The 22,692-nt window shown below is 65.9% G+C and carries 21 protein-coding genes; 7 read left to right on the forward strand and 14 right to left on the reverse strand.

Features of this window, described 5'->3' with window-relative positions; translation table 11 throughout:
• Positions 1–9: 9 nt before the first annotated feature.
• From ACTZWT_RS05835 to ACTZWT_RS05865, 7 genes are all read right to left on the reverse strand, one after another.
• The gene (locus tag ACTZWT_RS05835; RefSeq protein ID WP_444768757.1) at positions 10–1,032 is read right to left on the reverse strand and encodes an ABC transporter permease; all 1,023 of its coding nucleotides are present in this window, start codon (positions 1,030–1,032) and stop codon (positions 10–12) included.
• The gene (locus ACTZWT_RS05840; protein ID WP_444768758.1) at positions 1,029–2,618 is read right to left on the reverse strand and encodes an ABC transporter substrate-binding protein; all 1,590 of its coding nucleotides are present in this window, start codon (positions 2,616–2,618) and stop codon (positions 1,029–1,031) included. Before ACTZWT_RS05840 ends, ACTZWT_RS05835 begins: the two co-directional genes overlap by 4 nt.
• 73 nt (positions 2,619–2,691) lie before the next feature.
• Complete coding sequence (locus tag ACTZWT_RS05845; RefSeq protein WP_444768759.1) at positions 2,692–4,281, reverse strand: acetolactate synthase large subunit; 1,590 nt, start codon at positions 4,279–4,281, stop codon at positions 2,692–2,694.
• Positions 4,281–5,579: an ArgE/DapE family deacylase gene (locus ACTZWT_RS05850; RefSeq protein ID WP_444768760.1), complete on the reverse strand. Its 1,299-nt coding sequence runs from the start codon at positions 5,577–5,579 to the stop codon at positions 4,281–4,283. Before ACTZWT_RS05850 ends, ACTZWT_RS05845 begins: the two co-directional genes overlap by 1 nt.
• 48 nt (positions 5,580–5,627) lie before the next feature.
• A complete protein-coding gene (locus tag ACTZWT_RS05855) occupies positions 5,628–7,079 on the reverse strand; it encodes an NAD-dependent succinate-semialdehyde dehydrogenase (RefSeq protein WP_444769210.1) in 1,452 nt (483 codons plus the stop codon).
• A 40-nt stretch (positions 7,080–7,119) separates the two neighbouring features.
• Entirely contained in the window at positions 7,120–8,394 is a 1,275-nt protein-coding gene (gene gabT / locus ACTZWT_RS05860; RefSeq protein ID WP_444768761.1) for a 4-aminobutyrate--2-oxoglutarate transaminase, read from the reverse strand.
• Positions 8,395–8,588: 194 nt separating this feature from the next.
• The gene (locus ACTZWT_RS05865; RefSeq protein ID WP_444768762.1) at positions 8,589–9,479 is read right to left on the reverse strand and encodes a LysR substrate-binding domain-containing protein; all 891 of its coding nucleotides are present in this window, start codon (positions 9,477–9,479) and stop codon (positions 8,589–8,591) included.
• 294 nt (positions 9,480–9,773) lie between these two features.
• On the opposite strand from ACTZWT_RS05865, the gene ACTZWT_RS05870 reads away from it, so the two are divergent.
• The 3 genes from ACTZWT_RS05870 to yghU all read left to right on the forward strand — a co-directional run bounded on the left by ACTZWT_RS05870 (position 9,774) and on the right by yghU (position 14,406).
• Positions 9,774–12,068: a molybdopterin guanine dinucleotide-containing S/N-oxide reductase gene (locus tag ACTZWT_RS05870; RefSeq protein WP_444769211.1), complete on the forward strand. Its 2,295-nt coding sequence runs from the start codon at positions 9,774–9,776 to the stop codon at positions 12,066–12,068.
• Positions 12,069–12,288: 220 nt separating this feature from the next.
• A complete protein-coding gene (locus tag ACTZWT_RS05875) occupies positions 12,289–13,437 on the forward strand; it encodes a diguanylate cyclase domain-containing protein (protein WP_444768763.1) in 1,149 nt (382 codons plus the stop codon).
• A gap of 93 nt (positions 13,438–13,530) precedes the next feature.
• The gene (gene yghU / locus ACTZWT_RS05880; RefSeq protein WP_444768764.1) at positions 13,531–14,406 is read left to right on the forward strand and encodes a glutathione-dependent disulfide-bond oxidoreductase; all 876 of its coding nucleotides are present in this window, start codon (positions 13,531–13,533) and stop codon (positions 14,404–14,406) included.
• A 147-nt stretch (positions 14,407–14,553) separates the two neighbouring features.
• On the opposite strand, the gene ACTZWT_RS05885 is transcribed toward yghU, so the two are convergent.
• From ACTZWT_RS05885 to ACTZWT_RS05895, 3 genes are read right to left on the reverse strand one after another with little or no spacing between them, the layout of a single operon-like run.
• Entirely contained in the window at positions 14,554–14,940 is a 387-nt protein-coding gene (locus ACTZWT_RS05885; RefSeq protein WP_444768765.1) for a group III truncated hemoglobin, read from the reverse strand.
• Positions 14,941–14,971: 31 nt separating this feature from the next.
• Positions 14,972–15,562 (reverse strand): NADPH-dependent FMN reductase, encoded by a 591-nt coding sequence (locus ACTZWT_RS05890; RefSeq protein WP_444768766.1) that lies wholly within the window; start codon positions 15,560–15,562, stop codon positions 14,972–14,974.
• A 57-nt stretch (positions 15,563–15,619) separates the two neighbouring features.
• Positions 15,620–16,018, reverse strand: coding sequence for a hypothetical protein (locus ACTZWT_RS05895; RefSeq protein WP_444768767.1), 399 nt, complete (start codon positions 16,016–16,018; stop codon positions 15,620–15,622).
• Between the two features lie 249 nt (positions 16,019–16,267).
• On the opposite strand from ACTZWT_RS05895, the gene ACTZWT_RS05900 reads away from it, so the two are divergent.
• Positions 16,268–16,543, forward strand: coding sequence for a hypothetical protein (locus tag ACTZWT_RS05900; protein ID WP_444768768.1), 276 nt, complete (start codon positions 16,268–16,270; stop codon positions 16,541–16,543).
• 76 nt (positions 16,544–16,619) lie between these two features.
• On the forward strand, positions 16,620–17,264 hold the full coding sequence (locus tag ACTZWT_RS05905; protein ID WP_444768769.1) for a lysostaphin resistance A-like protein: 645 nt from the start codon (positions 16,620–16,622) through the stop codon (positions 17,262–17,264).
• Between the two features lie 69 nt (positions 17,265–17,333).
• On the opposite strand, the gene ACTZWT_RS05910 is transcribed toward ACTZWT_RS05905, so the two are convergent.
• Positions 17,334–19,196 (reverse strand): potassium transporter Kup, encoded by a 1,863-nt coding sequence (locus ACTZWT_RS05910; protein WP_444768770.1) that lies wholly within the window; start codon positions 19,194–19,196, stop codon positions 17,334–17,336.
• Positions 19,197–19,455: 259 nt separating this feature from the next.
• Positions 19,456–20,310: a tetratricopeptide repeat protein gene (locus tag ACTZWT_RS05915; RefSeq protein WP_444769212.1), complete on the reverse strand. Its 855-nt coding sequence runs from the start codon at positions 20,308–20,310 to the stop codon at positions 19,456–19,458.
• Between the two features lie 253 nt (positions 20,311–20,563).
• Here ACTZWT_RS05915 and ACTZWT_RS05920 point away from each other — a divergent pair, with 253 nt between their 5' ends.
• Positions 20,564–20,737: a DUF1328 domain-containing protein gene (locus ACTZWT_RS05920; RefSeq protein WP_444768771.1), complete on the forward strand. Its 174-nt coding sequence runs from the start codon at positions 20,564–20,566 to the stop codon at positions 20,735–20,737.
• A gap of 186 nt (positions 20,738–20,923) precedes the next feature.
• Positions 20,924–21,220: a hypothetical protein gene (locus tag ACTZWT_RS05925; protein ID WP_011441399.1), complete on the forward strand. Its 297-nt coding sequence runs from the start codon at positions 20,924–20,926 to the stop codon at positions 21,218–21,220.
• A gap of 142 nt (positions 21,221–21,362) precedes the next feature.
• Here ACTZWT_RS05925 and ACTZWT_RS05930 read toward each other — a convergent pair whose 3' ends face one another.
• Positions 21,363–21,983, reverse strand: a complete 621-nt coding sequence (locus tag ACTZWT_RS05930) for a GNAT family N-acetyltransferase (protein WP_444768772.1) — start codon at positions 21,981–21,983, stop codon at positions 21,363–21,365.
• Positions 21,984–22,250: 267 nt separating this feature from the next.
• Complete coding sequence (locus tag ACTZWT_RS05935; protein ID WP_444768773.1) at positions 22,251–22,649, reverse strand: PaaI family thioesterase; 399 nt, start codon at positions 22,647–22,649, stop codon at positions 22,251–22,253.
• Positions 22,650–22,692 lie beyond the last annotated feature (43 nt).

Consider the following 22,692-nt stretch of genomic DNA (forward strand, 5'->3'; position numbering starts at 1 on the left):
AAGCTCCGCTCAGGACGCCGCACGCAGGGAGACACGCGGATCGACAATCCGGTAGATCGCGTCGGTGAGGAGATTCAGTGCGATGACGATCACCGACATCACCAGGAAGATGCCGAGCATCAACGGATAGTCGCGCTGCAGCACGGCATCGAAGGTCAATCGGCCGAGACCCGGCCACGCGAACACAGTTTCGATCACCACCGCGCCGCCGACCAGCGTGCCGGCCTGCATCCCGGCAACGGTGACCACCGGCAGCACGGCATTGCGCAGCATATGGTGGATGATGATCTGGCCGCGCTTCAGACCTTTGGCGCGCGCCGTCTTGATAAAGTCCTGATGCGCCACATCGATCACCGCCGATCGCATCAGCCGCGCATAGATCGCCAGATGCACCGCGCCGAGCGACACCACCGGCAGCACCATATGCGCGGCGATGTCGCGGGCCCGTTCGAGCGGCGTCATCTGCACGCCGATAGTGACGTAGCCGAACGCCGGCAGCCAATCGAGATGGACCGAGAACAGCAGAACCAGCATCAGGCCGAGCCAGAACACCGGCATGGCGTAGAGGAACAGCGAGACGATCGTCAGCGCCGTGTCCGACCATCTGCCGGCCCGCACCCCGGCCAGCGTGCCGAGCGAGACGCCGACAGCGAGCGACAGCAGGAACGCGCTGCAGGTCAATAGCAGCGTCGCCGGCAGGCGCTCGCCGATCAGCGACAGCACGGAGCGCTGCTGGCGATAGGAATAGCCGAGGTCCAGCGTCACGATCCGCTTCAGGTAGATCGCGAGCTGGACCGGATAGGGCTTGTCGAGACCGTATTCGGCGCGGAGCTGGCGCAGCAATTCCTCGTCGGCCGCGCCGCTCTGTCCCGCCATCACCTGGGCGGGATCGCCCGGTGCGGCGTGAACCAGCACGAAGTTGAAGGTGGCGATGACCAGCACCACCGCCACCAGGCGCACCGCCCATTGCAGGGCCGCCAGAGCGACCGCCACGCCGGGATTGTCGCCGATCGACTGCGCCAGCGCTCTCATCCGAAGGAGACCGTACCGAAGGTGTCGTGTACACCGATCGCGGTGGTGACCACGTTCTTCAGCCGCTTGTCCATGAAGTTCGGATAGTCGATCTCGAGCAGCCAGGCGACCGGCACGTCCTCGACCAGCAGCTTCTGAACCTCGCTGTACAGCTCCTGGCGCTTGGATTCCGACGTCGCGACCGCGGCTTCCTCGAACAGACGGTCGACCTCGGGATTGGAATAGCCGGAAGTGTTGGAGAACAGGATGCCCTTGCGGATGTTGGACGACACGTAAGTCCGCGACACGCCGAGCGCCGGATCGCCGAACTGATAGACCGTCGTCGCCGTCATCGAGAAGTTCCAGTTGCTGAACTTGTCGGCCCAACCGGCCATATCGATGCCCTGCAGTTGCAGGTCGATGCCGACGCGGGACAGCGACTGGCGCAGGAACTCGGAGGTCCGCTGATGCGTTTCACCGTAGGGCGGCACCAGATAGGGAATCGTCACGCGCTTGCCGTCGGGGCCCGGCTTCAGGCCCATTTCGTCGAGCAGAGCCTTCGCCTTGTCGAGCGAGTAGTCGTAGGTCTTGACGTTCTTGTCGTAGAACTTCGTCTTCGACGATACCGGGCCGGTCGCGACCTTGCCGAGACCGAAATAGATGCGGGACAGCAGCGCCTTGCGATCGATCGCATACATCACCGCCTGCCGGAACCGCTTGTCGTTCATCGGCGCGATCCGGGTGTTGAATTCGAGCCACGTATGCGGCGCGAAGAACTCGTAGCCCTTGGTGGTCATCGTCAGGTTGGGCATCTTCGTCAGCCGCGGCACCTCGAACATCTCGACGTCCGACCACTGCGTGAGCTGCACCGTGCCCTGCTCCAGCGCAACCGAGCGCGACGCCGAATCCGGGATCACGCGGTAGATGATCTCGTCGAGATAAGGCTCGCCGGGGCGATAATAGCCTTCGTGTTTGACGAGGTGAACGTGCGAGCCACGCACCCATTCCTTCAGCTTGAACGGACCCGAGCCGATCGCCCGCGCGTTCGCCGGGTTCTTCCGGAAATCGGTCCCCTCGTAGATGTGCTTCGGCACGATCGGCGCGGTGGTGCAGTCGAACGCCGTCAGGAACGGTGCGAACGGCGCCTTCAGTTTGAACACCACTGTGAGCGGATCCGGCGCCTCGGCCTTCTCCACCCGCGAGAACGTGCTACGGGCCCGCGCGTGATTCTCGATCAGCACCTTCATCACCGAGAACACCACGTCTTCCGACGTCAGCGGCGTGTCGTCGTGGAAGGTGATATTGGGAAACAGCTTGAAGGTGTAGGTCAGCTGATCCGGCGACACCTCCCAGGACTGCGCCAGTCCCGGCAGCGGCTTGAGATCGAAATCATAGCGCAGCAGGCTCTCGTAGATCTTGCCGCCGAGCGTCAGCGTCGGCTGCTGCTGATTGAGCGCGGTGACCAGGATCGGCGGCTCCGGCTGGATGATGGTGTTAAGCGTTCCGCCGCGGGTTTGCCCCTCCGCCCGCGTCACGCCGAGCGGAATGCCGCCGATGCCGATCGCGCCCGCCATCAGACCAAATTTGGTAAAATCACGCCTGTTCATGAGATCCCCCGCGTTGGATTGAATTGGTAGTTCGCCCGCGACATCGACGTCGGCGTCGAGGTCGGTATCCACATCAGACCATCGCCTCGATCAGGCACGGACCGCGGCGGCCGAGCGCAGCGTCGAGCGCCCGCTCGAATTCCGACGCCGTCGTCGCGCGGCTGGCGTCGACGCCGAGCCCCTGCGCGATCTTCGTCCAATCGAGTTCCGGCTGGTCGAGCTGCAGCATCCGCTGCGCATTGCGGCCCGGCGTCTGCGCGCCGACCTTGCTCATCTCGCCCCACAGCGTGGCGTAGGAGCGGTTGGAGAACACGATGGTGAGCACGTCGAGATTTTCGCGCGCATGGGTCCAGAGCCCCTGCACCGTGTACATGCCGCTGCCGTCGGCCTGCAGGTTGATCACCTTGCGATCGGGACACGCCACCGCGGCGCCTGCCGCCATCGGGATGCCGATCCCGATCGCGCCGCCTGTGATCTGCAGATAATCGTGGGGCGGCGCATCATAGGAGTAGTCGAAGAACCCAGACGAGGTCAGCGCCTCGTCGCAGACGATCGCCTGCTCCGGCAGTCGCTCGGCGACCAGACGGTTGACCGCATCGACGCTCAGGGCGTCGCCCGCTCGCGACGTCGGAGCCGCAGCAGCGCGCGGAGCGGCCGAGGCCGTCGTCGACACCGCGCCGACCTCGTCCGCCAGCCATTCCAGCGCCTGCAACAGGTCCTGATCGGGACGCGCCAATTGCACGATCTCGCAAGACGGCGGCGCCAGCCGGCCGGGCCGGTTCGGATAGGCGAAGAACGACACCGGCTCCTTGGCGCCGATCAGCACCACCATATCGACACCGCGCAGCATCGCGCCGCCGATCTCGTGGGTCATCGGCAGTTTCGCGATCGGCGCGCGGCCGCGGCCGCGTTCGATCCGGCCATTGGCGCCCTGCGCGTAGATCTCCGCGCCGGTGGCGTGGCGGATGTCGTCGGCGATCCGCAATGGCCGCTCGCGCAAAGCGGCGCCGGTCAGCAGCAACACCACCCGGCGCTTCGTTCGGATCGCATCGCCGATACGCGCCACCGTTTCCTGCTGCAGCGGCGTCTGCGGCAGCCGCTTCCCCCGCGTCGGCGCCGAGCGGTAGACATGTTCGTTCCACGCCATGTCGGCGGGCAGGATCAGCGTCGATATCCCCGGCGCCATGCTCTGCGACCAGGCTTCCGCGACATCGTGATCGATCCGCGTCGGATCGCCGATCCGCTTCACCCAGCGCGACATCGGGCGCGCCAGCGAATCGATATCGCTGGTCAGCGGCGAATCCAGCGGCAGATGTTCGACCGCGTGATCGCCGACGATGTTGATCATCGGCGAATGCGCGCGCCGCGCGTTGTGCATGTTCGCCAGGCCGTTGGCGAGGCCGGGGCCGAGATGCAGCAGCGTCGCCGCGGGCCGGTCGCGCATCCGCGCGTAACCGTCGGCGGCGCCGGTGACGACGCCTTCGAACAGGCCGAGGATGCACTTCATCCGCGGCTGGCGATCGAGCGCCGCGACGAAATGCATCTCCGAGGTGCCGGGATTGGCGAAGCAGACGTCGACCTCGTGCGCGAGCAGCGCGTCGCACAGCCGGTCGGCGCCGGTCATGGACTGCGTGGCGGAGGTCGACGCGGCCGCGATCGCCATCACAGCTTCCTCAGCCCGCACCATTCCGCTACGAACAGCGCGATGCTCAACGTCGTCTTGCGCAGGCTTTCGAGATCAACGCGCTCGTTGAACGCATGCGGACCCTCGCCGTAAGGCCCGTAGCACAGCGCCGGAATGCCGTAGTCGACCGAGTAGTAGCGGGTATCGTTGACCGCGGTCGACAGCCGCGCGTCGAGCGGGGCGTTGAATGCCGCCTGATGCGCGGTGCCGAGCACCGCTTCCGCGACGCCGCCGGGTTCGCAGACCGCGGGATCGGCCTGGAATCCGCTCCAGATCAGCTCGGCGGGATTCTCCGAGAGGAAGGCGTCGGCCGCCTGCGCATCGGCGAGGCACTGTTCGATGCCGCGCATCGCCTCGGCCGGCGTCTCGCCGGTCAGCAGGCCAAGGCGGCAATCCAATTCGCACCACGCGGCGGTGGAGCTCGCCCAATCGCCGCCCTTGATGATGCCGACATTGAACTTGATCGGATTCTTGATCTGCCCGAACCACGGGTCGCGCACCGCCCGGGCGTTGATCGTCTTGGTGTACTCCTCGAAAGCGCGGATCAGGTGCATCGCCGACAGGATGGCGCTGGTGCCGGTCTCCGAATAGGCGACATGCACCGGCGTGCCGCGCACCCGCAGCCGGAACCAGACCGCGCCGACCTGGGCGCGCGTCAGTGTGTGCCCGGTCGGCTCCGGGATCAGGCAGGCGTCGGCGCGATAGCCGCGCATCAGGGTCGAGAGCGCGCCGTTGCCGGTGCTTTCCTCTTCGGTCACCGTCTGCAGATGCACCCGCGCATCGGGCGCGTAGCCGGCGGTGCGGATCGCATCGAGCGCGAAAATCATCGCTGAGACGCCGGCCTTCATGTCCTGCGCGCCGCGGCCGATCATCCAGCCGTCGCGCACCGTGGCGGCGAACGGCGGGTCGTTCCACAGATCGACCGGACCCTCCGGCACCACGTCGATGTGGCCCTGCAGGATCAGGCTGCGGCCTTTGCCGTCGCTGTCCGCCGTCGCGACCACCTGCATCGAGCCGGCAGGATCGATGGCGTCCATCGGCGCCGCCTTGGGATGGCTGGCGATGTCGACGTCGGCGAGACTGAACGTATCGACCTGGTAACCGCGGGCAGCGAATTGCTCAGCCAGCCACGCCTGCTGCGGCGCCTCTTCGCCGCGCAGGCTGCGGAACTGCACCATGCGCTGGAGGAACGCGACCTGATCGTCGAAATTGCGATCGACGGCCGCACGCAGGCTGTCGGTGATCGAATCCGTGTTGGTCAATGTGTCAGTCGCCACGCGTCGGTCTCCCCAGGTTTTATGAATGTGTATCGATGCTCGGCCGGATCACCGATCGAGGCCGCCGAGCAGGATGTATTTGGTCTCGACATATTCCTCGATGCCGTGGCGCGATCCTTCGCGGCCGAGGCCTGATTGCTTGACGCCGCCGAACGGCACCACGTCGGCGCCGAGCAGCGCCGAATTGACGCCGACCATGCCGGACTCCAGCGCCTCCGCGACCCGGAACACCCGACCGAGGTCGCGCGCGTAGAAGTACGACGCGAGTCCGAACGGCGAATTGTTCGCCTGCGCGATCACGTCCGCTTCGTCGGTGAAGCGATAGATCGGCGCGACGGGACCGAATGTCTCTTCGTGCGAGATCACCATCTCGGTCGTCACCGCGGCGAGCACCGTCGGCTCGAAGAACGTGCGCCCGAGCGAATGGCGCTTGCCGCCGAGCACGATCTTCGCCCCCTTGGCGACGGCATCGGCGAGATGCCGCTCGACCTTGCCGACCGCCTCCCTGGTGATCAGCGGCCCCTGGGTCACACCGGCATCGAGTCCGTTGCCGACCTTCAACGTGGCCACCTTCGCGGTGAGCTTCTCGACGAACGGCTCGTAGATCCGCTCCTGCGCGTAGATGCGGTTGGCGCAGACGCAGGTCTGCCCCATGTTGCGGAATTTCGAGGCGATCACGCCGTCGACCGCGGCGTCGAGGTCGGCGTCGTCGAACACGATGAACGGAGCGTTGCCGCCGAGTTCGAGGCCGACCTTCTTCACCGTCGAGGCGGCCTGGCGCATCAGGATTTTGCCGACCTCGGTGGAGCCGGTGAAGCTGATCGCCCGCACTGTCGGATGCTCGGTCCAGGCCTTGCCGATCGCAGGAGCGTCGCCGGTGATGATGTTGAGCACGCCGGGCGGAAATCCGGCGCGCTGCGCCAGCACGCCGAGCGCCAGCGCGGTGAGCGGCGTCTCCGGCGCCGGCTTGATCACCACGGTGCAGCCGGCGGCGAGCGCGGGCGCGACCTTGCGGGTGATCATCGCCGCCGGAAAATTCCACGGCGTGATCGCCGCGACGACGCCGACAGGCTGCCGGATCACGATCGTTCTGGAATCGGCGCGGTGCGACGGAATGGTTTCGCCGTAGATGCGCCGCGCCTCCTCGGCATAGAACTCCACGAACGACGCCGCGTAGTCGATTTCGCCCAAGGCTTCCGCGAGCGGCTTGCCCTGCTCCGACGTCAGCAACCGCGCGAGGTCGTCGCGGTTGGCGATGATCTGATCGAACCAGCCGCGCAGCATCGCCGCGCGCTCTTTCGCGAGCAGCTTCGACCACGTCCGGAAAGCGATCTCGGCGGCCCGCACCGCCTCCCCGGCTTCGTCCGCGCCGAACCGCGGCACCGCGCCGACGCGCTCGCCTGTCGCAGGATTGAACACGGCATCGACGGGCTCGCCACACCACTTGCCGCCGATCAGGCAGCGCTCGGCCAACAGGCCCGGATCACTCGGCATCAACATCTCGACCATTCCCGTTTCGGTACGCTCACGCGCACCCTTGCTACGCGGCGAGGCAGCTCTCCAGGATCGCGAGCCCCTCGTCGACGATGGCGTCCGATGCCGTCAGCGGCACCAGGATACGAATCGTGTTGGCAGCCGTTCCGCAGGACAGCAGGATCAGGCCGTTCTCATAGGCCAGCCGCGTCACCCGCCTGGTCGTCTCAGCATCCGGCTCGTTGCCGCCGCGCTGCTTCAGGATGTCGAAGGCGACCATCGCGCCCGGCCCACGCGCGACCGAGGTCGGCACCAGCGTGTTCGACAGCGCGAAGCGATCGATCGCGGACCGAAGCCGCTCGCCGATCTGGTTGGCGCGCGCGATCAGGTTCTCCTGCTCGAACACGTCGAGCACCGCCAGCGCCGCGGCGCAGGCCAGCGGATTGCCCGCATAGGTGCCGCCGAGTCCGCCCGGCTCGGCCGCATCCATGATCGCGGCCCGACCGATCACGCCGGACAGCGGCATGCCGCCGGCGAGGCTCTTGGCGACGCACACGATGTCCGCCTGGACGTCGTAGTGCTCCATCGCAAACATCTTGCCGGTGCGACCGAAGCCGGTCTGCACCTCGTCGGCGATCAGCACGATGCCGTTCTCGTCGCAGATCCTGCGCAGGCCGCGCATCAGTTCGGCGGGCGCCTGATGGAAGCCGCCCTCGCCCTGCACCGGCTCGACGATGATCGCGGCCACCTGCGAGGCGTCGATGTCGGCCTTGAAGATGAACGATACGCAGCGCAGCGCGTCGTCGACCGTGACGTCACTACCAGCGACCGGAAACGGCACGTGCCAGACGCCCGGCAACGGCGGCCCCAGCGCCTTCTTGTAGGGAATGACCTTGCCGGTCATCGCCGACGCAAAGGCGGTGCGACCGTGAAAACCGCCGGTGAACGCGATGACTCCGCTGCGGCCGGTCGCGGCGCGGGCGATCTTGACGGCATTCTCGGTGGCTTCGGCGCCGGTGCTGAGCAGGATGGATTTCAGCGGACCGTTGATCGGCGCCAGTTCGTTCAACCGCTCGGCGAGCCGGATGTAGGATTCATAGGGAAGTACCTGGAAGCAGGTATGCGTGAAGCGGTCCAGTTGAGCGCGGATCGCCTCGACGATACGTGGATGGCAGTGGCCCGTATTCAGCACGGCGATACCGCCGGCGAAGTCGACGTAGCGCTTGCCCTCGACGTCCCAAATCTCGCTGTTCTGCGCTCGCTCCGCAAAGATCGGCGTGGCCTGGCTCACGCCTCGCACAACGGCCGCCTGCCTGCGCGCCAGCAACTCACTATTCGTCATCAGCTCTCTCCCGCACTGTTAGCGAGGCTAGAGCGGCGGCGGCGGCAATCAATCAGCTTGTAAGTTCGCTCTGGTGACTTGCGTGCACCAATCGATCGAGGCTGCCCGATCGCGAGCAGATGTTGGCGTTTTGTTGTGCGCCCTGCCCACCGGACAGTCAGCGCAGCGCGCGGGCTTCGTCGCGCCCGGCTCGTCTAGCGTTCCGCCAGCACCCGCTTCAGCCAGTTGCGCAGCGCGACGATCTCCGGATCGTCCCAACGCTCCTTCAGCGCCACCAACTGATAGGTCTCCATATAGACCGACGAACTGATCACCTCGACCAGCGCGCCGGAGCGCAGATCGTCCTCGACCAGCACCTCGTTGCCGATCGCAACGCCCTGGCCGAGCCTCGCCGCTTCGATCGCCAGATGGGCGTGCCAGAGCCGTTGACCGCGCAGCGGCGGCAGGTCGTCGAGCCCTGCGAGTTCGAACCAGCGCGTCCATTGCTCGGTGGATTCCTCGTGGATCAACGCGATCTTCGACAGGTCCTCGAGACTGCCGATGACCGGATAACGCGCGAGATAAGCGGGGCTCGCCACCGGAAACACGCGCGGCCGCACCAATGCTTCGGAGACCAGCGGACCTCGGGAATCGACCACGTCGGCATAGACGATCTCGGCGTCCGCCTCGGCCCGCGCCAGATCCGGATGGGTCAGGGTCGGCTGCAGATTCACCTCCCAATTGCGCGGCGGCCCGGTCAGCTCCGGCAGCCGGGACAACAGCAGACGATTGGCGATACCGGGGATGCACCAGATGTTCAGCGTCGGCAGCGACGACGGCCGCGCGCTCATCGTGGCGCGGGCGATGATGTCGAACGCCTGGGAAATCTGGGTGTGAAAGGTCAGGCCGGCGTCGGTCAGCATGACCCCGCGGCCCTCGCCGCGCACCAAAGCGACCCCGAGGGACTTCTGCAAATTCTGCAGATGACGCGACACGACGGTGTGGCTGACCGCGAGTTCGTCGCCCGCAGCGCGAACGCTGCCGGTGCGGCCGACCGCCTCGAAGGCGCGCAAGGCAATCAGCGACGGCAGGCGACGCCGGGTCATGAACGTCTCGTCAATGGATCGGGGCGGCACGCTTGCACATTGTTTCCTTGCGGTATGGTCGCGCTCGCTCGCACGGGGTTCCGGGAGGTGTCCGAAATTTGCACTGCAAGCGAAAATCTTCGCTCTTGTGGCACGCCGACGCAACGGTCACAAATGTTTAGGCTTCCACTTCGCCGCGCATGTCGGACGTGACCGCGCGGCATTCCTATCAATTTAGAACGATCGCAACCCGTGCGGTCTCGGCTCGTTCGCGAGACGATCGGCGGGCTCGAACGGTCGAAGGAGAACAACGGCATGAACGACGGCTGGAGCACGCACAGTTCGCATTGGGGCGCCTTCTCGGCGCGGTGGAACGGTGAAGTCGTCGACGTCGCGCCGGATGCAGGCGACCCGGCCCCGTCACCCATTCTCGGCAATTTCACCGACGCGTTGCGGCACAAGGCCCGGATCGAACGGCCGATGGTTCGGCGAAGCTGGCTGGAGAAGACCGGCGAGCCGCGAACCTTCGAAGGCGCGTTCGTCGAACTACCTTGGGACGAGGTACTCGACCTGCTCGCCGCCGAATTGTCGCGCGTTCACACCGATCACGGCGCCGCGGCGATCTTCGGCGGTTCATACGGCTGGGCCAGCGCAGGCCGGTTTCATCACGCGCAGAGCCAGATCCATCGGCTTCTGAATGTTGCGTTCGGCGGCTATGTCCGCTCGGTCAACAGTTACAGCGCCGGCGCATCCGCCGTGATCCTGCCGCACGTACTCGGATCGTTCGAAGCGTTGTCACGGCGCAACGTCACCTGGGAACAGGTCAGCGAGCATACCGATGTGGTGCTGGCGTTCGGCGGTATGGCGCTGAAGAATTCGATGGTCGCCAGCGGCGGCATCAGCCGGCATATCGAGCGGGATGCGATGTGCAAGGCGGCGCAGCGCGGGACACGGTTCTATTGTATCAGCCCGCTACGCGACGACCTGCCCGAGCAAGCCTCCGCGACATGGCTTCCGATCCGGGTCGGCACCGACGTCGCATTGATGCTGGGGCTGGCGCACAGCCTGGTGATCGAGAAGCTGCACGACCGGGATTTTCTCGCGCGCCACGCCACCGGCTACGATATCTTCGAGCGCTACCTGCTCGGCCTCGATGACGGCCAGCCGAAGGACGCCGGATGGGCATCGGCCATCACCGGCATGGACGCCACGGAAATCGTCGACCTCGCCCGCAGATCGGCGCAGGGACGCAGCCTGATCACCGTGTCGCATTCGCTGCAGCGCGCGCAATATGGCGAGCAACCGGTGTGGATGGGCGCGGTGCTCGCCGCCATGCTCGGACAGATCGGCTTGCCCGGAGGCGGCTACAACTACGCGCTCGGCGCGCTCGGACACACCGGACGGCGCGTCAATGCCGTTCCGATTCCGACCATGCCGCAGGGCCGCAACGGCGTCGAGGCGTTCATCCCGGTCGCCCGGATCAGCGACATGCTGCTCAATCCGGGGCAGCCGTTCGACTACAACGGCCGAACGCTGCACTACCCGGACATCAAGCTGGTGTATTGGGCCGGCGGCAATCCGTTCCACCATCATCAGGACATCAACAGGCTTCGCCTTGCCTTCAACGTCCCGCAAACCATCGTGGTCCACGAAACTGCATGGACGCCCTCGGCGCGCTTCGCCGATATCGTGCTGCCGGCGACGATGACGCTGGAGCGCGACGATATCGGCGCGGCGGCCACCGATCCGCGGCTGATCGCGATGCGAAAAGTCGCGCCCCCGATCGGCGAGGCGCGCGACGATTTCGATATCTTCGTCGAGCTGTCGCGTCGCCTCGGCGTCGAGCAAGCCTTCACCGAGGGCCGCGACAGCCGGCAATGGATGGCGCATCTCTACGAGACCACCCGCGAAGCACTGGCCGGCAAGGGCCACGATGCGCCGACCTTCGACGAATTCTGGCGCCGCGGCGAACTGGCGCTACCGTCCGAGCCGGACGACGGCGGAATGCTGCGCGCGTTCCGGAGCGATCCGGAAGCGCACAAGCTGCCGACGCCGAGCGGCAGGATCGAGATATTCTCGAAGACCATAGCGGGCTTCGACTACGATGATTGTCCGGGCCATCCCACCTGGCTGCCCTCGACCGAACCGGCGACGACGCGCCATCCATTGACCTTGATTGCCAATCAGCCGGCGACGCGGCTGCACAGCCAGCTCGATTTCGGCCGGTACAGCCAATCGAGCAAAGTCGCCGGCCGCGAGGTGGTGCGCCTCAACCCCGCCGATGCACGAACGCGCGGCATCGCCGACGGCGACATCGTCCGCCTGTTCAACGATCGCGGCGCCTGTCTTGCGGCCGCTGCGATCTCCGACCGGGTTGCGGCGGGCGTGATCCATCTGCCGACCGGTGCATGGTACGACCCGCAACCCGACGGCGACGGCCCTCCCCTCTGCGTCCACGGCAACCCGAACGTGCTGACACGGGACGTCGGAACCTCGCGGCTGGCGCAAGGCTGCACCGGTCAGGTGACCGTCGTCGAATGCGAGAAGTACGCCGGTCCGATCCCGACGATCCGAACCTTCGATCCGCCGAGGCCGGCAGATCGCCGATGACCCCCGCATATCGATGAACGCTCAGCTGTTCGACAGGCTGACTGATTGAAAGATCGATCCGGCGCAACCAGCGCCGGCGGATCGCGGTGGGCGCCGATCACCGACACGTTCACCGGTCAAGTTCAGCGCGGTGATTCCGTTTTCACCGTTTGTTAACGACGCCACAATCGGTGGCGCGCGCTGCATTCGATTACCTATCGGTTGTTAGGAAGTCGCGGACATGGTGCCGACCATGCCCTTCACGATGTTGTCCAGATTTCTGCATCCTGATCCGCGCGTCCGCCGCGAGCTGGTCGACCTGCTGTACACCTCGCTGCCGCAGGTGATGGCGATCAGCGTCACCTCCGTGATCGGCGCCGTCGCGCTCACTGTGATCGACGGCGATCCCGGCTACGCGGTGATCGCGTTGCTGATCCTGATCACGGCCTCGGCCCGGATCGCTTCGCTGCTGCGCTACAAATCCCGCGCCGGAAAATTATCGGACGTCGAGGTGGTGCGATGGGAGCGGATCTACGGCGCCGGCGCGTGCGCCTTCAGCCTCGCGCTCGGCGCGCTGTCGTATCGGACGCTGCATCTCGGCGACGCACCCGGGGCCTGGCTGGCGTTCGGCCTGTCGATGTCGTTCTGTGTCGGCATGGTGTCGCGGGCGGCGATCCGCCCCTGGGTTATTCTGACCGCCGCGGCGGCCCTGCTGCTGCCGACCGTCGTCGCCGGCCTGATGCGGCCGGAACTCGCGTATAATGTCGGCGCCGTGATGCTGGTGTTCTTCTGGCTGACCTTACGCGAAGCCTCCAAACATCTCAGCGCCGCCTTCGTCGAGCGGCTCGAGGCCAGGCATCGGCTGGCGCTTCAGGCGAGCCGCGATTTCCTCACCGGCCTGCCGAACCGTGCCGCGTTTCTGCAGTCGCTCGCCACCATCGGCGGCAACTTCGCCATCATCGCGATCGATCTCGACGGCTTCAAGCCGGTCAACGACCGTCACGGTCACCACGCCGGCGACGATCTGCTGCGCCAGGTCGCGGCGCGGCTGGCAACCTGCGCCGGCGCCGACGGAATCGCCGCACGGTTCGGCGGCGACGAATTCATGATGCTGAAACCCGTGGCCGCCGGCGAGCACGGGCGAGCCGACGCGCTGGAACTGGCGCGCAGGGCAATCTTCGAGCTCTCGAAACCGTATCTGCTGTCGGACCTGCCGGTTCGCGTCGGCGCCAGCGCCGGCGTTCTTGTCAACGACGGCGAGTTCGCCGCCGGCTCGACGGCGCACCTGCTGGAGCAGGTCGACCGCGCCCTCTATGCCGCCAAGCGTGCCGGCGGCGGCACCGCACGGTCCGATGCGGACGACGAGCCCGCACGCCGCGCGGCGGTCTAGACATTCCCGCCGCGTTACCCCTTGCCAATCGCCGCGCATGCGCCAATCTCAGCTTCCCGCCGCAACGACAATCCGAAACAGCCGGAGCCCCGCATGACCGACGCCCCCTACACGCCGCCCAAAGTCTGGACCTGGGACAAGGAGAACGGCGGCAAATTCGCGTCGATCAACCGGCCGGTCGCGGGCGCGACGCACGACAAGGAACTGCCGGTCGGCAAGCATCCGCTGCAGCTCTACTCGCTGGCGACGCCGAACGGACAGAAGGTCATGATCCTGCTCGAGGAACTGCTGGCAGCCGGCCACAGCGGCGCCGAATACGACGCCTGGCTGATCAAGATCGGCGACGGCGATCAGTTCGGCTCCGGCTTCGTCGCGGTCAATCCGAATTCCAAGATTCCGGCGCTGCTCGACCGCTCGGCCTCGCCGCCGATCCGCGTGTTCGAGTCGGGTTCGATCCTGCTGTATCTCGCCGAAAAATTCGGCGCGTTTCTGCCGACCGATCCGGCCGGCCGCGCCGAGTGCCTGAACTGGCTGTTCTGGCAGATGGGCTCGGCGCCCTATCTCGGCGGCGGCTTCGGCCATTTCTACGCCTACGCGCCGGAGAAATGGGAGTATCCGATCAACCGTTTCGCGATGGAAGTGAAGCGGCAGCTCGATGTGCTCGACCGCCGTTTGGCGGAAACCGAGTATCTCGCGGGCGCGGACTACACCATCGCCGACATCGCGGTGTGGCCGTGGTACGGCGGGCTCGTCAACGGCTGGCTGTACAACGACAGCGCGACGTTCCTCGACGTCGCGAGCTACACCAACGTGAAGCGCTGGACCGAAGCGATCGGCGCGCGCCCTGCAGTCAAGCGCGGCCGCATCGTCAACCGCGTCTCCGGCGATCCCGCGAGCCAGCTCCACGAACGCCACGACGCCGCAGACTTCGAGACGAAGACGCAGGACAAGCTGGCTGCGGCGAAGTAAATCAAACCGCACGGCGACGTCATTCCGGGGCGCGAGCGCCAGCTCGCGAACCCGGAATCTCGGGCTGTTCTGCGCGGAATGCAGCAACCTCGGGATTCCGGGGTCGCGCGCGATGCGCGCGCCCCGGAATGACAGTGGTCGGCTGAACTACACGCTGTGTCGCGGCACTGTGACCTTGCCCTGCGTGGTGGCGATGCCCATCTCGAAGCTGTCGGCGATGCGGCGGGCGCGGACGATGAACGCCGCCGCCAGCTCCGGCGCAAACAGCTCGCTGGCGGTTGCCTCGAACAGCGCCAGCCAGCGGTCGAAATGCGCGGGTTCCAGATCGAGCACCAGATGCGGTCGCATCGGCCGGCCGCCGTAGCGCCCGGTCTTCAGCAGCATCGACGACCAGAAATCGGTGATCTGCGCGATGTGATGATCCCAGTCGTCGACTGCGCGGTCGAAGATCGGGCCGATCAGTTCGTCGTCGCGGGCACGCGTGTAGAACGTGCGCACCATCGTGGCGATCTCGGCTTCGGTGATCTCGTGCATCACCCGGATGTAATGCGCGGCGCGGCCACACTCAATACGGCGGCTTCGTCTTCTCCCGCTGCGCCTTCGCGGCCTCGGCCCACCAGGCGAGATCCTCGGCGAAGCGCGGGAACGCGCGGGCGAGCGATTTCCCGGCGTCGCCGGTCGGCTGGCCGTCGGCGTCGAGCGTCTGCGCGATCGGACCGACCGCGAGCGTCGACGAGATCACCACCATGCCCATTTCGCTGAGCGTGCCGTGCCACGCGGTCGCCGCACGCACGCCGGAGAGGCGTCCGGCCGAGTAGCTCGCGATCGCCGCCGGCCGCCAGAACCATTCTTCGAGGAAATGATCGGTGAGGTTCTTCAATCCCGGCTGCAGCCCCCAATTGTATTCGCCGGTGACGAACACGAAGCCGTCCGCCGCGCGGATTTTTCCCGCGAGCGTCTCCATCGCGGCGGGGGTCTCGCCTTTGGGATATTCCTTGTACATCCGGTCGAGCATCGGCAGCCCGATCGCCTTGGCGTCGATCAGTTCGACGTCGTCGCCGCGCGCACGCAGCTCCGCGACGATGTAGTTCGCGAGCCGGATGCCCATTCGGTCGGAGCGATACGAGCCGTACAAAACCAGCAGGCGATGGGCCATCGATCGACTCCTCTGCGACGGCGGGCCGTCGGCTCGCTCGGCGGAGCGCGTCCGCGGTCAGGTCTTCGGCGGCTTCGGGAGCGCCTGGGCGAAGCCGTTGTAGCAGGCCAGCCGCTCGTCCTCCTCCTTGGTGAGGCGGCAGTCGGAAACCGCCTTGGCCGGCTGCTGTTTGGCGCCGGGCTTCGGCGCCTTCGGTTTCGGCGGATAGATCGCATCGTAGCAGTCGAGCCGTTCTTTGCTGCCGTCCTCGATCTCGAGGCAGCCCTGCAGCTGCGCCGCGATCGATGGCTTGCCGGCCGGACTGGCGGCCCCGTTCCGGGCCGTCGCGTCGCCACGCGGCTTGACCTGCACCAGCGGCCGATCGCCGATCATCGGCGGCTTGGCCGGCGCAGGCGCGGTCTGCGCGAGCGCCGCGCCCGAAGCCAGCAGCGAAACCAGGACAACAATCGTTCTCATCGAAATCCCCGTCGACATGCGCGCGACCGGCGCGGCATCCGCGCCCTGCGACAACTGTTCAAAGACAATCGCTTCCTCAAATCCGAGCCCGGCGGCAACGTCAAGCGCGTTGCCCGATGCTGCCCTGCGGTTTCCCACCGCAGGCCAGGATCAGCGCAGCAATTGCGGCTTGTTTGCGGCGGAACCGGAACCGTCCCCGACCGCGAGGCGCAGGTGGAAGCCGCGAGGTTTCTGCGATATTCAGACGCCATGAGAACGTTGCTGATCGCCTTTGTCGTCGCCGCCTCGCCTCTCGCCGCGATGGCGCCAGCATTGTCCCAGGGTAAGTCGCAAGGGTCGTCGCAAGGGTCGTCGCAAGGGTCGGAGCGCCCTGCGAAGCCGCTTCCGGCACCCGCACCGAAGCAGACCACGAGCAATCCCTGCGCCGCATTCGGTCCGGGCTTCGTCCAGGTCGAAGGCAGCGCGACCTGCGTCAGGCTCGGCGGCGGGATCGGCGTCGGAGTCGGCAGCAGCAGCCGGCGCTGACCGGCGCTCAGCGGAACATTTTTCACTGGCGCAGTTGTGACTGGCATGTGCGCGGCGAATGCCGTGTGATTGCTGGATGACGGATTTGCGACAGATCGACTCGAGCCCGGCCGACCTCCCCGCCCGCTCGCAGAGCTGGCGGCTCGCGCCGTTCGCCGGCCTTGCGCTGCTGCTCGCCGGTCCCGGCATCGCAATCCAGCTCGATCTGCTTCCCTTCTCCTACCGGATCCACGCGTTGCTGCTGGTCTCGGGCGTGTGCATCGGCCTGTGCCTGTGGGCCGGCGTGTCCTTCGCGGAGTTGGGCTTCGGCAAGCCGCATCAATGGAGTCATTGGCTCGGCTGCGCGGCGGTCACGCTCGCCATCGCGGTGGTGATGTTGCTGCAGACGCAATTCTTCGCCTTCGAGGCCAAACCGCCGGCGTGGCTGAGCTTCGCGCCGTTCTACGTCCTGGTGTCGAGTCCGTGTCAGGAAGTGGTGTGCCGCTCGATCCCGAAACTGATCACCGACAAGCTGTCGCGCGGCGGCTGGGTCTATGTGATGTATTCGGCGGCGATGTTCTCGCTGATCCACCTCTGCTACGGCGACCCGGCGCTGCTGCTCAACACCTTCCTGCTCGGCGTGGTGTGGGGCGTGGCCTATCTGTGGATGCGGAACATCTGGCCGCTGATCGTCTCGCACGCCGCGATCGGCACGCTGGCCTTCGCGCTCGGGCTGGCCTGAGCGCCGAGCAAAGCAACGCGCAGCACCTGCGCGTCGCCTCCCTTTCGTCGGCGCGTCGTAAGGCCGCGATCAGATTTCGAGCTGGGTGCCGAGTTCGACGACGCGATCGGTCGGGATCTTGAAGAAGGTCGTCGCCCGCGTCGCGTTCAGCGTCATGAAGGTGAACAATCGCTCGCGCCACAGCGCCATGCCGGGATTGAGGCTCGGCACGAAGGTCTCGCGGCTGAGGAAGAACGAGGTCGACATCATGTTGAACTCGTGCCCGAACTGCTTGCACAGCGTCAGCGCCGCCGGAATGTCGGGAGTCTGCATGAAGCCGTAGCGGATGATCAGGCGATGGAAACCGTCGCCGATATCGGTCATGTGCACGCGCTCCGAGTCGGGCACATAGGGCGTCTCCGCAGTGGTCACGGTCGCCAGCACGACGCGCTGATGGACGGTCTGGTTGTGCTTGAGGTTGTGCAGCAGCGCCGGCGGCACGCCGTCGGTCGCGGCGGTCAGGAACACCGCGGTGCCGCGGGCCCGCGACACGTTGGGGCCGAGCGCGCGCAGCACGACGTCGAGCGGCACCGCCTGCTTCTTGAGCTGCTTGCGTACCAGCGCGCGGCCGCGCCGCCATGTCGTCAGCACGGTGAACGAGATGAAGCCGATGAACAGCGGGAACCAGCCGCCCTGCGCCACCTTGATGATGTTGGCCGCGAAGTAGGCGAAGTCGACCAGCAGCAGCGTGCCCGCCACCGTGATCACCAGCGCCATGTTCCAGCGCCACAGCAGCGCCATCACGAACGACACCAGAATGGTGTCGATCATCATCGTGCCGGTGACGGCGATGCCATAGGCCGCCGCCAGATTGCTCGACGACTGGAAGCCGATCACCAGCGCCATCACCGCGAAGTACAAAGTCCAGTTGGTGAACGGCACGTAGATCTGGCCCGCCTCCTCGCCCGAGGTGTGAACGATCGTCATCCGCGGCAGCAGGCCGAGCTGGATCGCCTGCCGCGCCACCGAGAAGGCGCCGGAGATCACCGCCTGCGAGGCGATCACGGTGGCGAATGTCGCGAGTGCGACCATCGGCATCACCATCCATTCCGGCCCCATCCGGAAGAACGGATTCTGGATCGCCGACGGATCGGCGATCAGCAGCGCGCCCTGGCCGAAATAATTCAGCAGCAGCGCCGGCAGCACCATGCCGAACCACGCCAGGCGGATCGGAAACCGGCCGAAATGGCCCATATCGGTATACAGCGCCTCGCCGCCGGTGACGGCCAGCACCACGGTGCCGAGCGCATAGAAACTCATCAGCGGATGGCGGATGACGAATTCGATGGCGAAGGTCGGGCTGATCGCCTCGAGCACTTCCGGCGCGCGGACGATGTTGACGATGCCGAGCAGCGCCAGCGTGACGAACCACATGCACATCACCGGGCCGAACAGGCGGCCGACCAGCCCGGTGCCGCGGGACTGGATCGCGAACAGCCCGGTCAGCACCACCGCGGTGATCGGCACCACATAGGCTTTCAGATCGGGCGCGACGACTTCGAGCCCCTCGACCGCGCTGAGCACCGAGATCGCCGGCGTGATCATGCTGTCGCCGTAGAACAGCGCCGCGGCGATCACGCCCAGCAGCATCAACGGGTAGTGCACGCGCCGCCCGCGCGTCAGTTCCGTCACCAGCGCCAGCAGCGCGAGACTGCCGCCCTCGCCGTGATTGTCGGCACGCATGATGACGATCACGTATTTCACCGTGACCAGCAGCATCACCGTCCAGAACACCAGCGACAACACGCCGAAGATATTCTCCGGCGTCACCGGGATCGGATGATGGCCCGCGAAGGTCTCCTTCATGGCGTAGAGCGGACTGGTGCCGATGTCGCCATAGACCACGCCGATCGCGCTGACCAGCAGCCCGACGCTGTTCTTGTGCCGGCTCATGCGCGACCCCTGCCCCACGTCGATCGGCCCGCCAGGACGAAAACCGCAGGGTGCAGACCGATGCCGACCCGGGACCAATGGCACGCAGCCCGAACCGAACGGCCGGCATCTATGCTTCTGTTCATATCGGCAACGCCCCGTTGTTGACCTGGATCAGACAGCTGACTTCGCCGACCGCTTCCAGCCCTGATCCAATCATCGATTCGATACAAGATTTCTGCGTGAGGCAGAATTGCGCAGGCAGAATTGAGCAGGAGGCTCAGAAACACAGGTTGGTCACAAGCCTTCCCTGCTTGTCCTTGATCACGAACGGGCAATCCGCCCGCTTCAACGCCGCGGCGGCGTCGGCGTTGCCGAGCGCGGCGGCCTTTTCGTAGAAACCCTTCGCAGCGGCCGAATCCTTCGGGCCGCCGCGTCCGCTCTGCGCAAATGCGCCCATCCGCTCGAGCGCAGCCGGATGACCCTGGGCTGCCGCTTTCTCGAATAACGCACGCGCGGCGACGTCGTCCTTCGGGCCGCCCAGTCCCTCCGCCAGCATCATGCCGAGCTGGTATTGCGCCTCGGCGTTGGTTTCCGCCCCCTTGGACAGCAAGGCGCGGGTCTTGCCGGGATCGGACGGCGTCCCGCCGCCGAGCGCCGCGAGATTGCTGACGCCGCGCGGGTTGCCGGCCTCGGCTGCGCGCTCGAACAATTGCCGGGCCTTGGCGTCGTCTCTGGCAACGCCGGCTCCGGTCGCATAGGCGACCCCGAGTTCCACCATTGCCGACGTGCTGCCCTTGTCGGCCGCCTTCCGGAACGCGGCGATCGCCTCCGCCAGCTGCTTGTTGGCCGCATAGGCCCGGCCGAGCGCATAGATCGCGCGACGCGAACCGGCGGCGGCGGTGCGGCAATATCTGATCGCGGTCTCGACGTCGGCCGGCGCGATCTCGGCGACTCCTTTGACGCCTGCGGGCTTGTCCGGATCGGCCGGATCGGCCGCGATCCGGTCGCACAGCACCAGGTCGGCGGATTGCGCCCGCGCCGGCGTGGCGGCGCCGGACAGCAGCAAAGTCGCAAAAATGCCGCCGGCGATCCCCCCGGCAATCCAGCGCACGCCCCCTGCACGCCTCGTCATCGGCTTCATGATCCCCTTGCGCCCCGGTTTCGTTCGTCGCCGCTGCTGTGGTCCCATTAGCCCATCGCTCCGCCCGTTCGTCGCCGCCAACATCAGCCCTGCCCGCGGCGCCCGGCAATTCCCGTCCCCCGGATAACAAAAGAACGGGTCGCCCCCAACATGATGTCGGTCCGACAATAGCATCATCCCGGTCTGCGGGAACCAAGGCTGGAGTTCCTCGTTCAGACCGCATGCTTCAAAGGGGACGACAGCAATGACGATTCTGAAATGGGCCCTGATTTTTCTGGTGATCTCGGTCATCGCCGGCGTCTTCGGCTTCACCGGAATCTCCGCCGCTTCCGCCGATCTGGCCCGCATTCTGTTCTACATCTTCGCAGTCATCTTCATCGTTCTGCTGATCCTCGGCTTCACGATCTTCCGAACGTAGCGGCGACGGCGTGACGCAGCCCCGCCGTTCGAAAAAGACGCAGGGCTGCCATGAACATTGGATTGATTGATCTGCCGCAATCGGTTCGCGGTTGGTATCGACCAAGGTCGCACGCGCGTTGCCGATTCAATATTGCATTGCAGCATCGGCTCAACTAGGTATTCCCCAACAAACCCGGGGCGGTCGATGAGCGAAGACTGGAATACGAAGTACGGCGTGCGCCGCGTGCGGCGAGATCCTCCCACGCTGGAGGAAGCGATTTTTGCCGCCATGGGTATCACCGACGATCTGGAATCGCAGGCCGAGATTGCCGCGTCGCTGATGGGGCTGCCGGTCGAACAGGTGCAGAGCGAAGTCCGCAAGGCCGGCCGTGCCGCGGCACGCACCACCCGGGTGATCACCGGCGAACAAGGCAGCCAGCGCTCGGTGGTCGTCGAGCGGCGTGTCTCGCGCCGGGTGATCGGCAACGACAAGCGCGTCTGAGCCGCGGACTACGCGCCGGACGCCCGTCCACGTCTGCTTCTTGAATAGCCGCTGAATCAAACAACGCCGCGGGCATCAGCACGCGGCGTTGGCATTTTCAGATTCGCTGTCGGCGTCGGAATTCCAGGATCATCCACCAAACTCAGGCGGCGCGGTTGATGCCCGACATTCTGAGAAACAGATTCCAGCACGCCTGATTGAAGTCGATCAGCGCGCTCGCGGCGCCGGCCGGAATTTCGATCGTCGGCTGGCTGCCGGGCGCCGCTTCCTGCTTGAGATCGATCGTACCGGTCGACTCGCCCTGCCGGAAAGTCAGGTGGGCGCCGAACTTGTTGGCCAGCGCCCGCATCGCCTGATTCTGCGATCCGGTGGTGATGCGCAGATTCTCGTAGCCGAGCGACCGCGCCACCTCCATCAACTGCTTGAACAGGATGCTGCCGATCCCCTTGCGCCGGAGATGGGCCTCGACGCTGAACGCGATCTCGGGCAGGGAGTCGGTCGACAAGTCGGGCTGGTGCAATTCGGCCGCCGCATGGACCATGCCGTCCTCGGCGAAATAGGCGATGATGATGGTGCCGTCGCCGCCACACTTCATTGCGTAGCGGTCGATGAAACCCTCGTCGGCATAGCCGTTGAACCGGTCACGCCGGCTCTCGGCGTCCAGCCGCAACATGTGGTCGCGGAGCAGCGGCAGTTCCTGGTTGATCAGCGACCTGATCGTCCCTTTCGACCCGGTGAGATCGGCGATGAGTGCGTCGTACATAGATTCACATCTCCTTTGGGGACGACCCTCAAGGAGGCGTTCGATTCCCTAGACCGAAAGTATATTGTGCGACGCACAATTAATTTCAAGATCAAATGGCGGGCACGCCAGGGAAACGACTGGCGCACTGCCATCGAACTTCGCAAAAACTGCATAAATCCAAGTCGCTTAACAAACCTTGAGCGAGCGCAAATCGAGCCCCGCAGGCGGTGTTGCTGCACCGCACTCTAGGGATCATACGGAGTTCCAATTCCGCCGAAATCGGTATTAAAGCACCATTTGCGTTTGGGTGATCATCGCCACCAGCCGCCCCTCCTCGGTCTCTATCCGGGTCTGCCAGACCTGGGTCCGTCGCCCCCGATGCACCGGCGTCGCAATCGCCCGAACGGAGGTTCCGGCCTTGGCGGCGGCGATAAAATTGGTCTTGCTCTCCAGCGTGGTGGTGCCCTTGGCGTCAGCCGGCAGATTGACGAAGGTGGCCGCGGCGCCGACCGTATCCGCCAGCGCCATGACTGCCCCGCCGTGGATCGCATCGCCGAGCGTGCACAGATCCGGGCGCACCAGCATGGTGGCCACCACCCGATCGGGACCGGCCTCGGTGAAACTGACACCCATCAAAGCTGCAAACGGCAGCGGTCGCGAATTGATCAGTTCGAGCGGCGTCATCATCCCTCCTTGCGGCCCGCGTTCTCGCCGAATGGCGGCGCGT

Source organism: Rhodopseudomonas sp. NSM, from assembly GCF_052445935.1.
GTDB lineage: Bacteria > Pseudomonadota > Alphaproteobacteria > Rhizobiales > Xanthobacteraceae > Rhodopseudomonas.

What these genes read in the sequence shown, in the direction of transcription:
- ACTZWT_RS05835 (WP_444768757.1), bottom strand. Translation starts at nt 1,032, where the DNA reads ATGAGAGCGCTGGCGCAGTCGATCGGCGACAATCCCGGCGTGGCGGTC.
- ACTZWT_RS05840 (WP_444768758.1), bottom strand. Translation starts at nt 2,618, where the DNA reads ATGAACAGGCGTGATTTTACCAAATTTGGTCTGATGGCGGGCGCGATC.
- ACTZWT_RS05845 (WP_444768759.1), bottom strand. Translation starts at nt 4,281, where the DNA reads ATGGCGATCGCGGCCGCGTCGACCTCCGCCACGCAGTCCATGACCGGC.
- ACTZWT_RS05855 (WP_444769210.1), bottom strand. Translation starts at nt 7,079, where the DNA reads ATGTTGATGCCGAGTGATCCGGGCCTGTTGGCCGAGCGCTGCCTGATC.
- gabT (WP_444768761.1), bottom strand. Translation starts at nt 8,394, where the DNA reads ATGACGAATAGTGAGTTGCTGGCGCGCAGGCAGGCGGCCGTTGTGCGA.
- ACTZWT_RS05865 (WP_444768762.1), bottom strand. Translation starts at nt 9,479, where the DNA reads ATGACCCGGCGTCGCCTGCCGTCGCTGATTGCCTTGCGCGCCTTCGAG.
- ACTZWT_RS05870 (WP_444769211.1), top strand. Translation starts at nt 9,774, where the DNA reads ATGAACGACGGCTGGAGCACGCACAGTTCGCATTGGGGCGCCTTCTCG.
- ACTZWT_RS05875 (WP_444768763.1), top strand. Translation starts at nt 12,289, where the DNA reads ATGGTGCCGACCATGCCCTTCACGATGTTGTCCAGATTTCTGCATCCT.
- yghU (WP_444768764.1), top strand. Translation starts at nt 13,531, where the DNA reads ATGACCGACGCCCCCTACACGCCGCCCAAAGTCTGGACCTGGGACAAG.
- ACTZWT_RS05885 (WP_444768765.1), bottom strand. Translation starts at nt 14,940, where the DNA reads ATGCACGAGATCACCGAAGCCGAGATCGCCACGATGGTGCGCACGTTC.
- ACTZWT_RS05890 (WP_444768766.1), bottom strand. Translation starts at nt 15,562, where the DNA reads ATGGCCCATCGCCTGCTGGTTTTGTACGGCTCGTATCGCTCCGACCGA.
- ACTZWT_RS05895 (WP_444768767.1), bottom strand. Translation starts at nt 16,018, where the DNA reads ATGAGAACGATTGTTGTCCTGGTTTCGCTGCTGGCTTCGGGCGCGGCG.
- ACTZWT_RS05900 (WP_444768768.1), top strand. Translation starts at nt 16,268, where the DNA reads ATGAGAACGTTGCTGATCGCCTTTGTCGTCGCCGCCTCGCCTCTCGCC.
- ACTZWT_RS05905 (WP_444768769.1), top strand. Translation starts at nt 16,620, where the DNA reads ATGACGGATTTGCGACAGATCGACTCGAGCCCGGCCGACCTCCCCGCC.
- ACTZWT_RS05910 (WP_444768770.1), bottom strand. Translation starts at nt 19,196, where the DNA reads ATGAGCCGGCACAAGAACAGCGTCGGGCTGCTGGTCAGCGCGATCGGC.
- ACTZWT_RS05915 (WP_444769212.1), bottom strand. Translation starts at nt 20,310, where the DNA reads ATGACGAGGCGTGCAGGGGGCGTGCGCTGGATTGCCGGGGGGATCGCC.
- ACTZWT_RS05920 (WP_444768771.1), top strand. Translation starts at nt 20,564, where the DNA reads ATGACGATTCTGAAATGGGCCCTGATTTTTCTGGTGATCTCGGTCATC.
- ACTZWT_RS05925 (WP_011441399.1), top strand. Translation starts at nt 20,924, where the DNA reads ATGAGCGAAGACTGGAATACGAAGTACGGCGTGCGCCGCGTGCGGCGA.
- ACTZWT_RS05930 (WP_444768772.1), bottom strand. Translation starts at nt 21,983, where the DNA reads ATGTACGACGCACTCATCGCCGATCTCACCGGGTCGAAAGGGACGATC.
- ACTZWT_RS05935 (WP_444768773.1), bottom strand. Translation starts at nt 22,649, where the DNA reads ATGACGCCGCTCGAACTGATCAATTCGCGACCGCTGCCGTTTGCAGCT.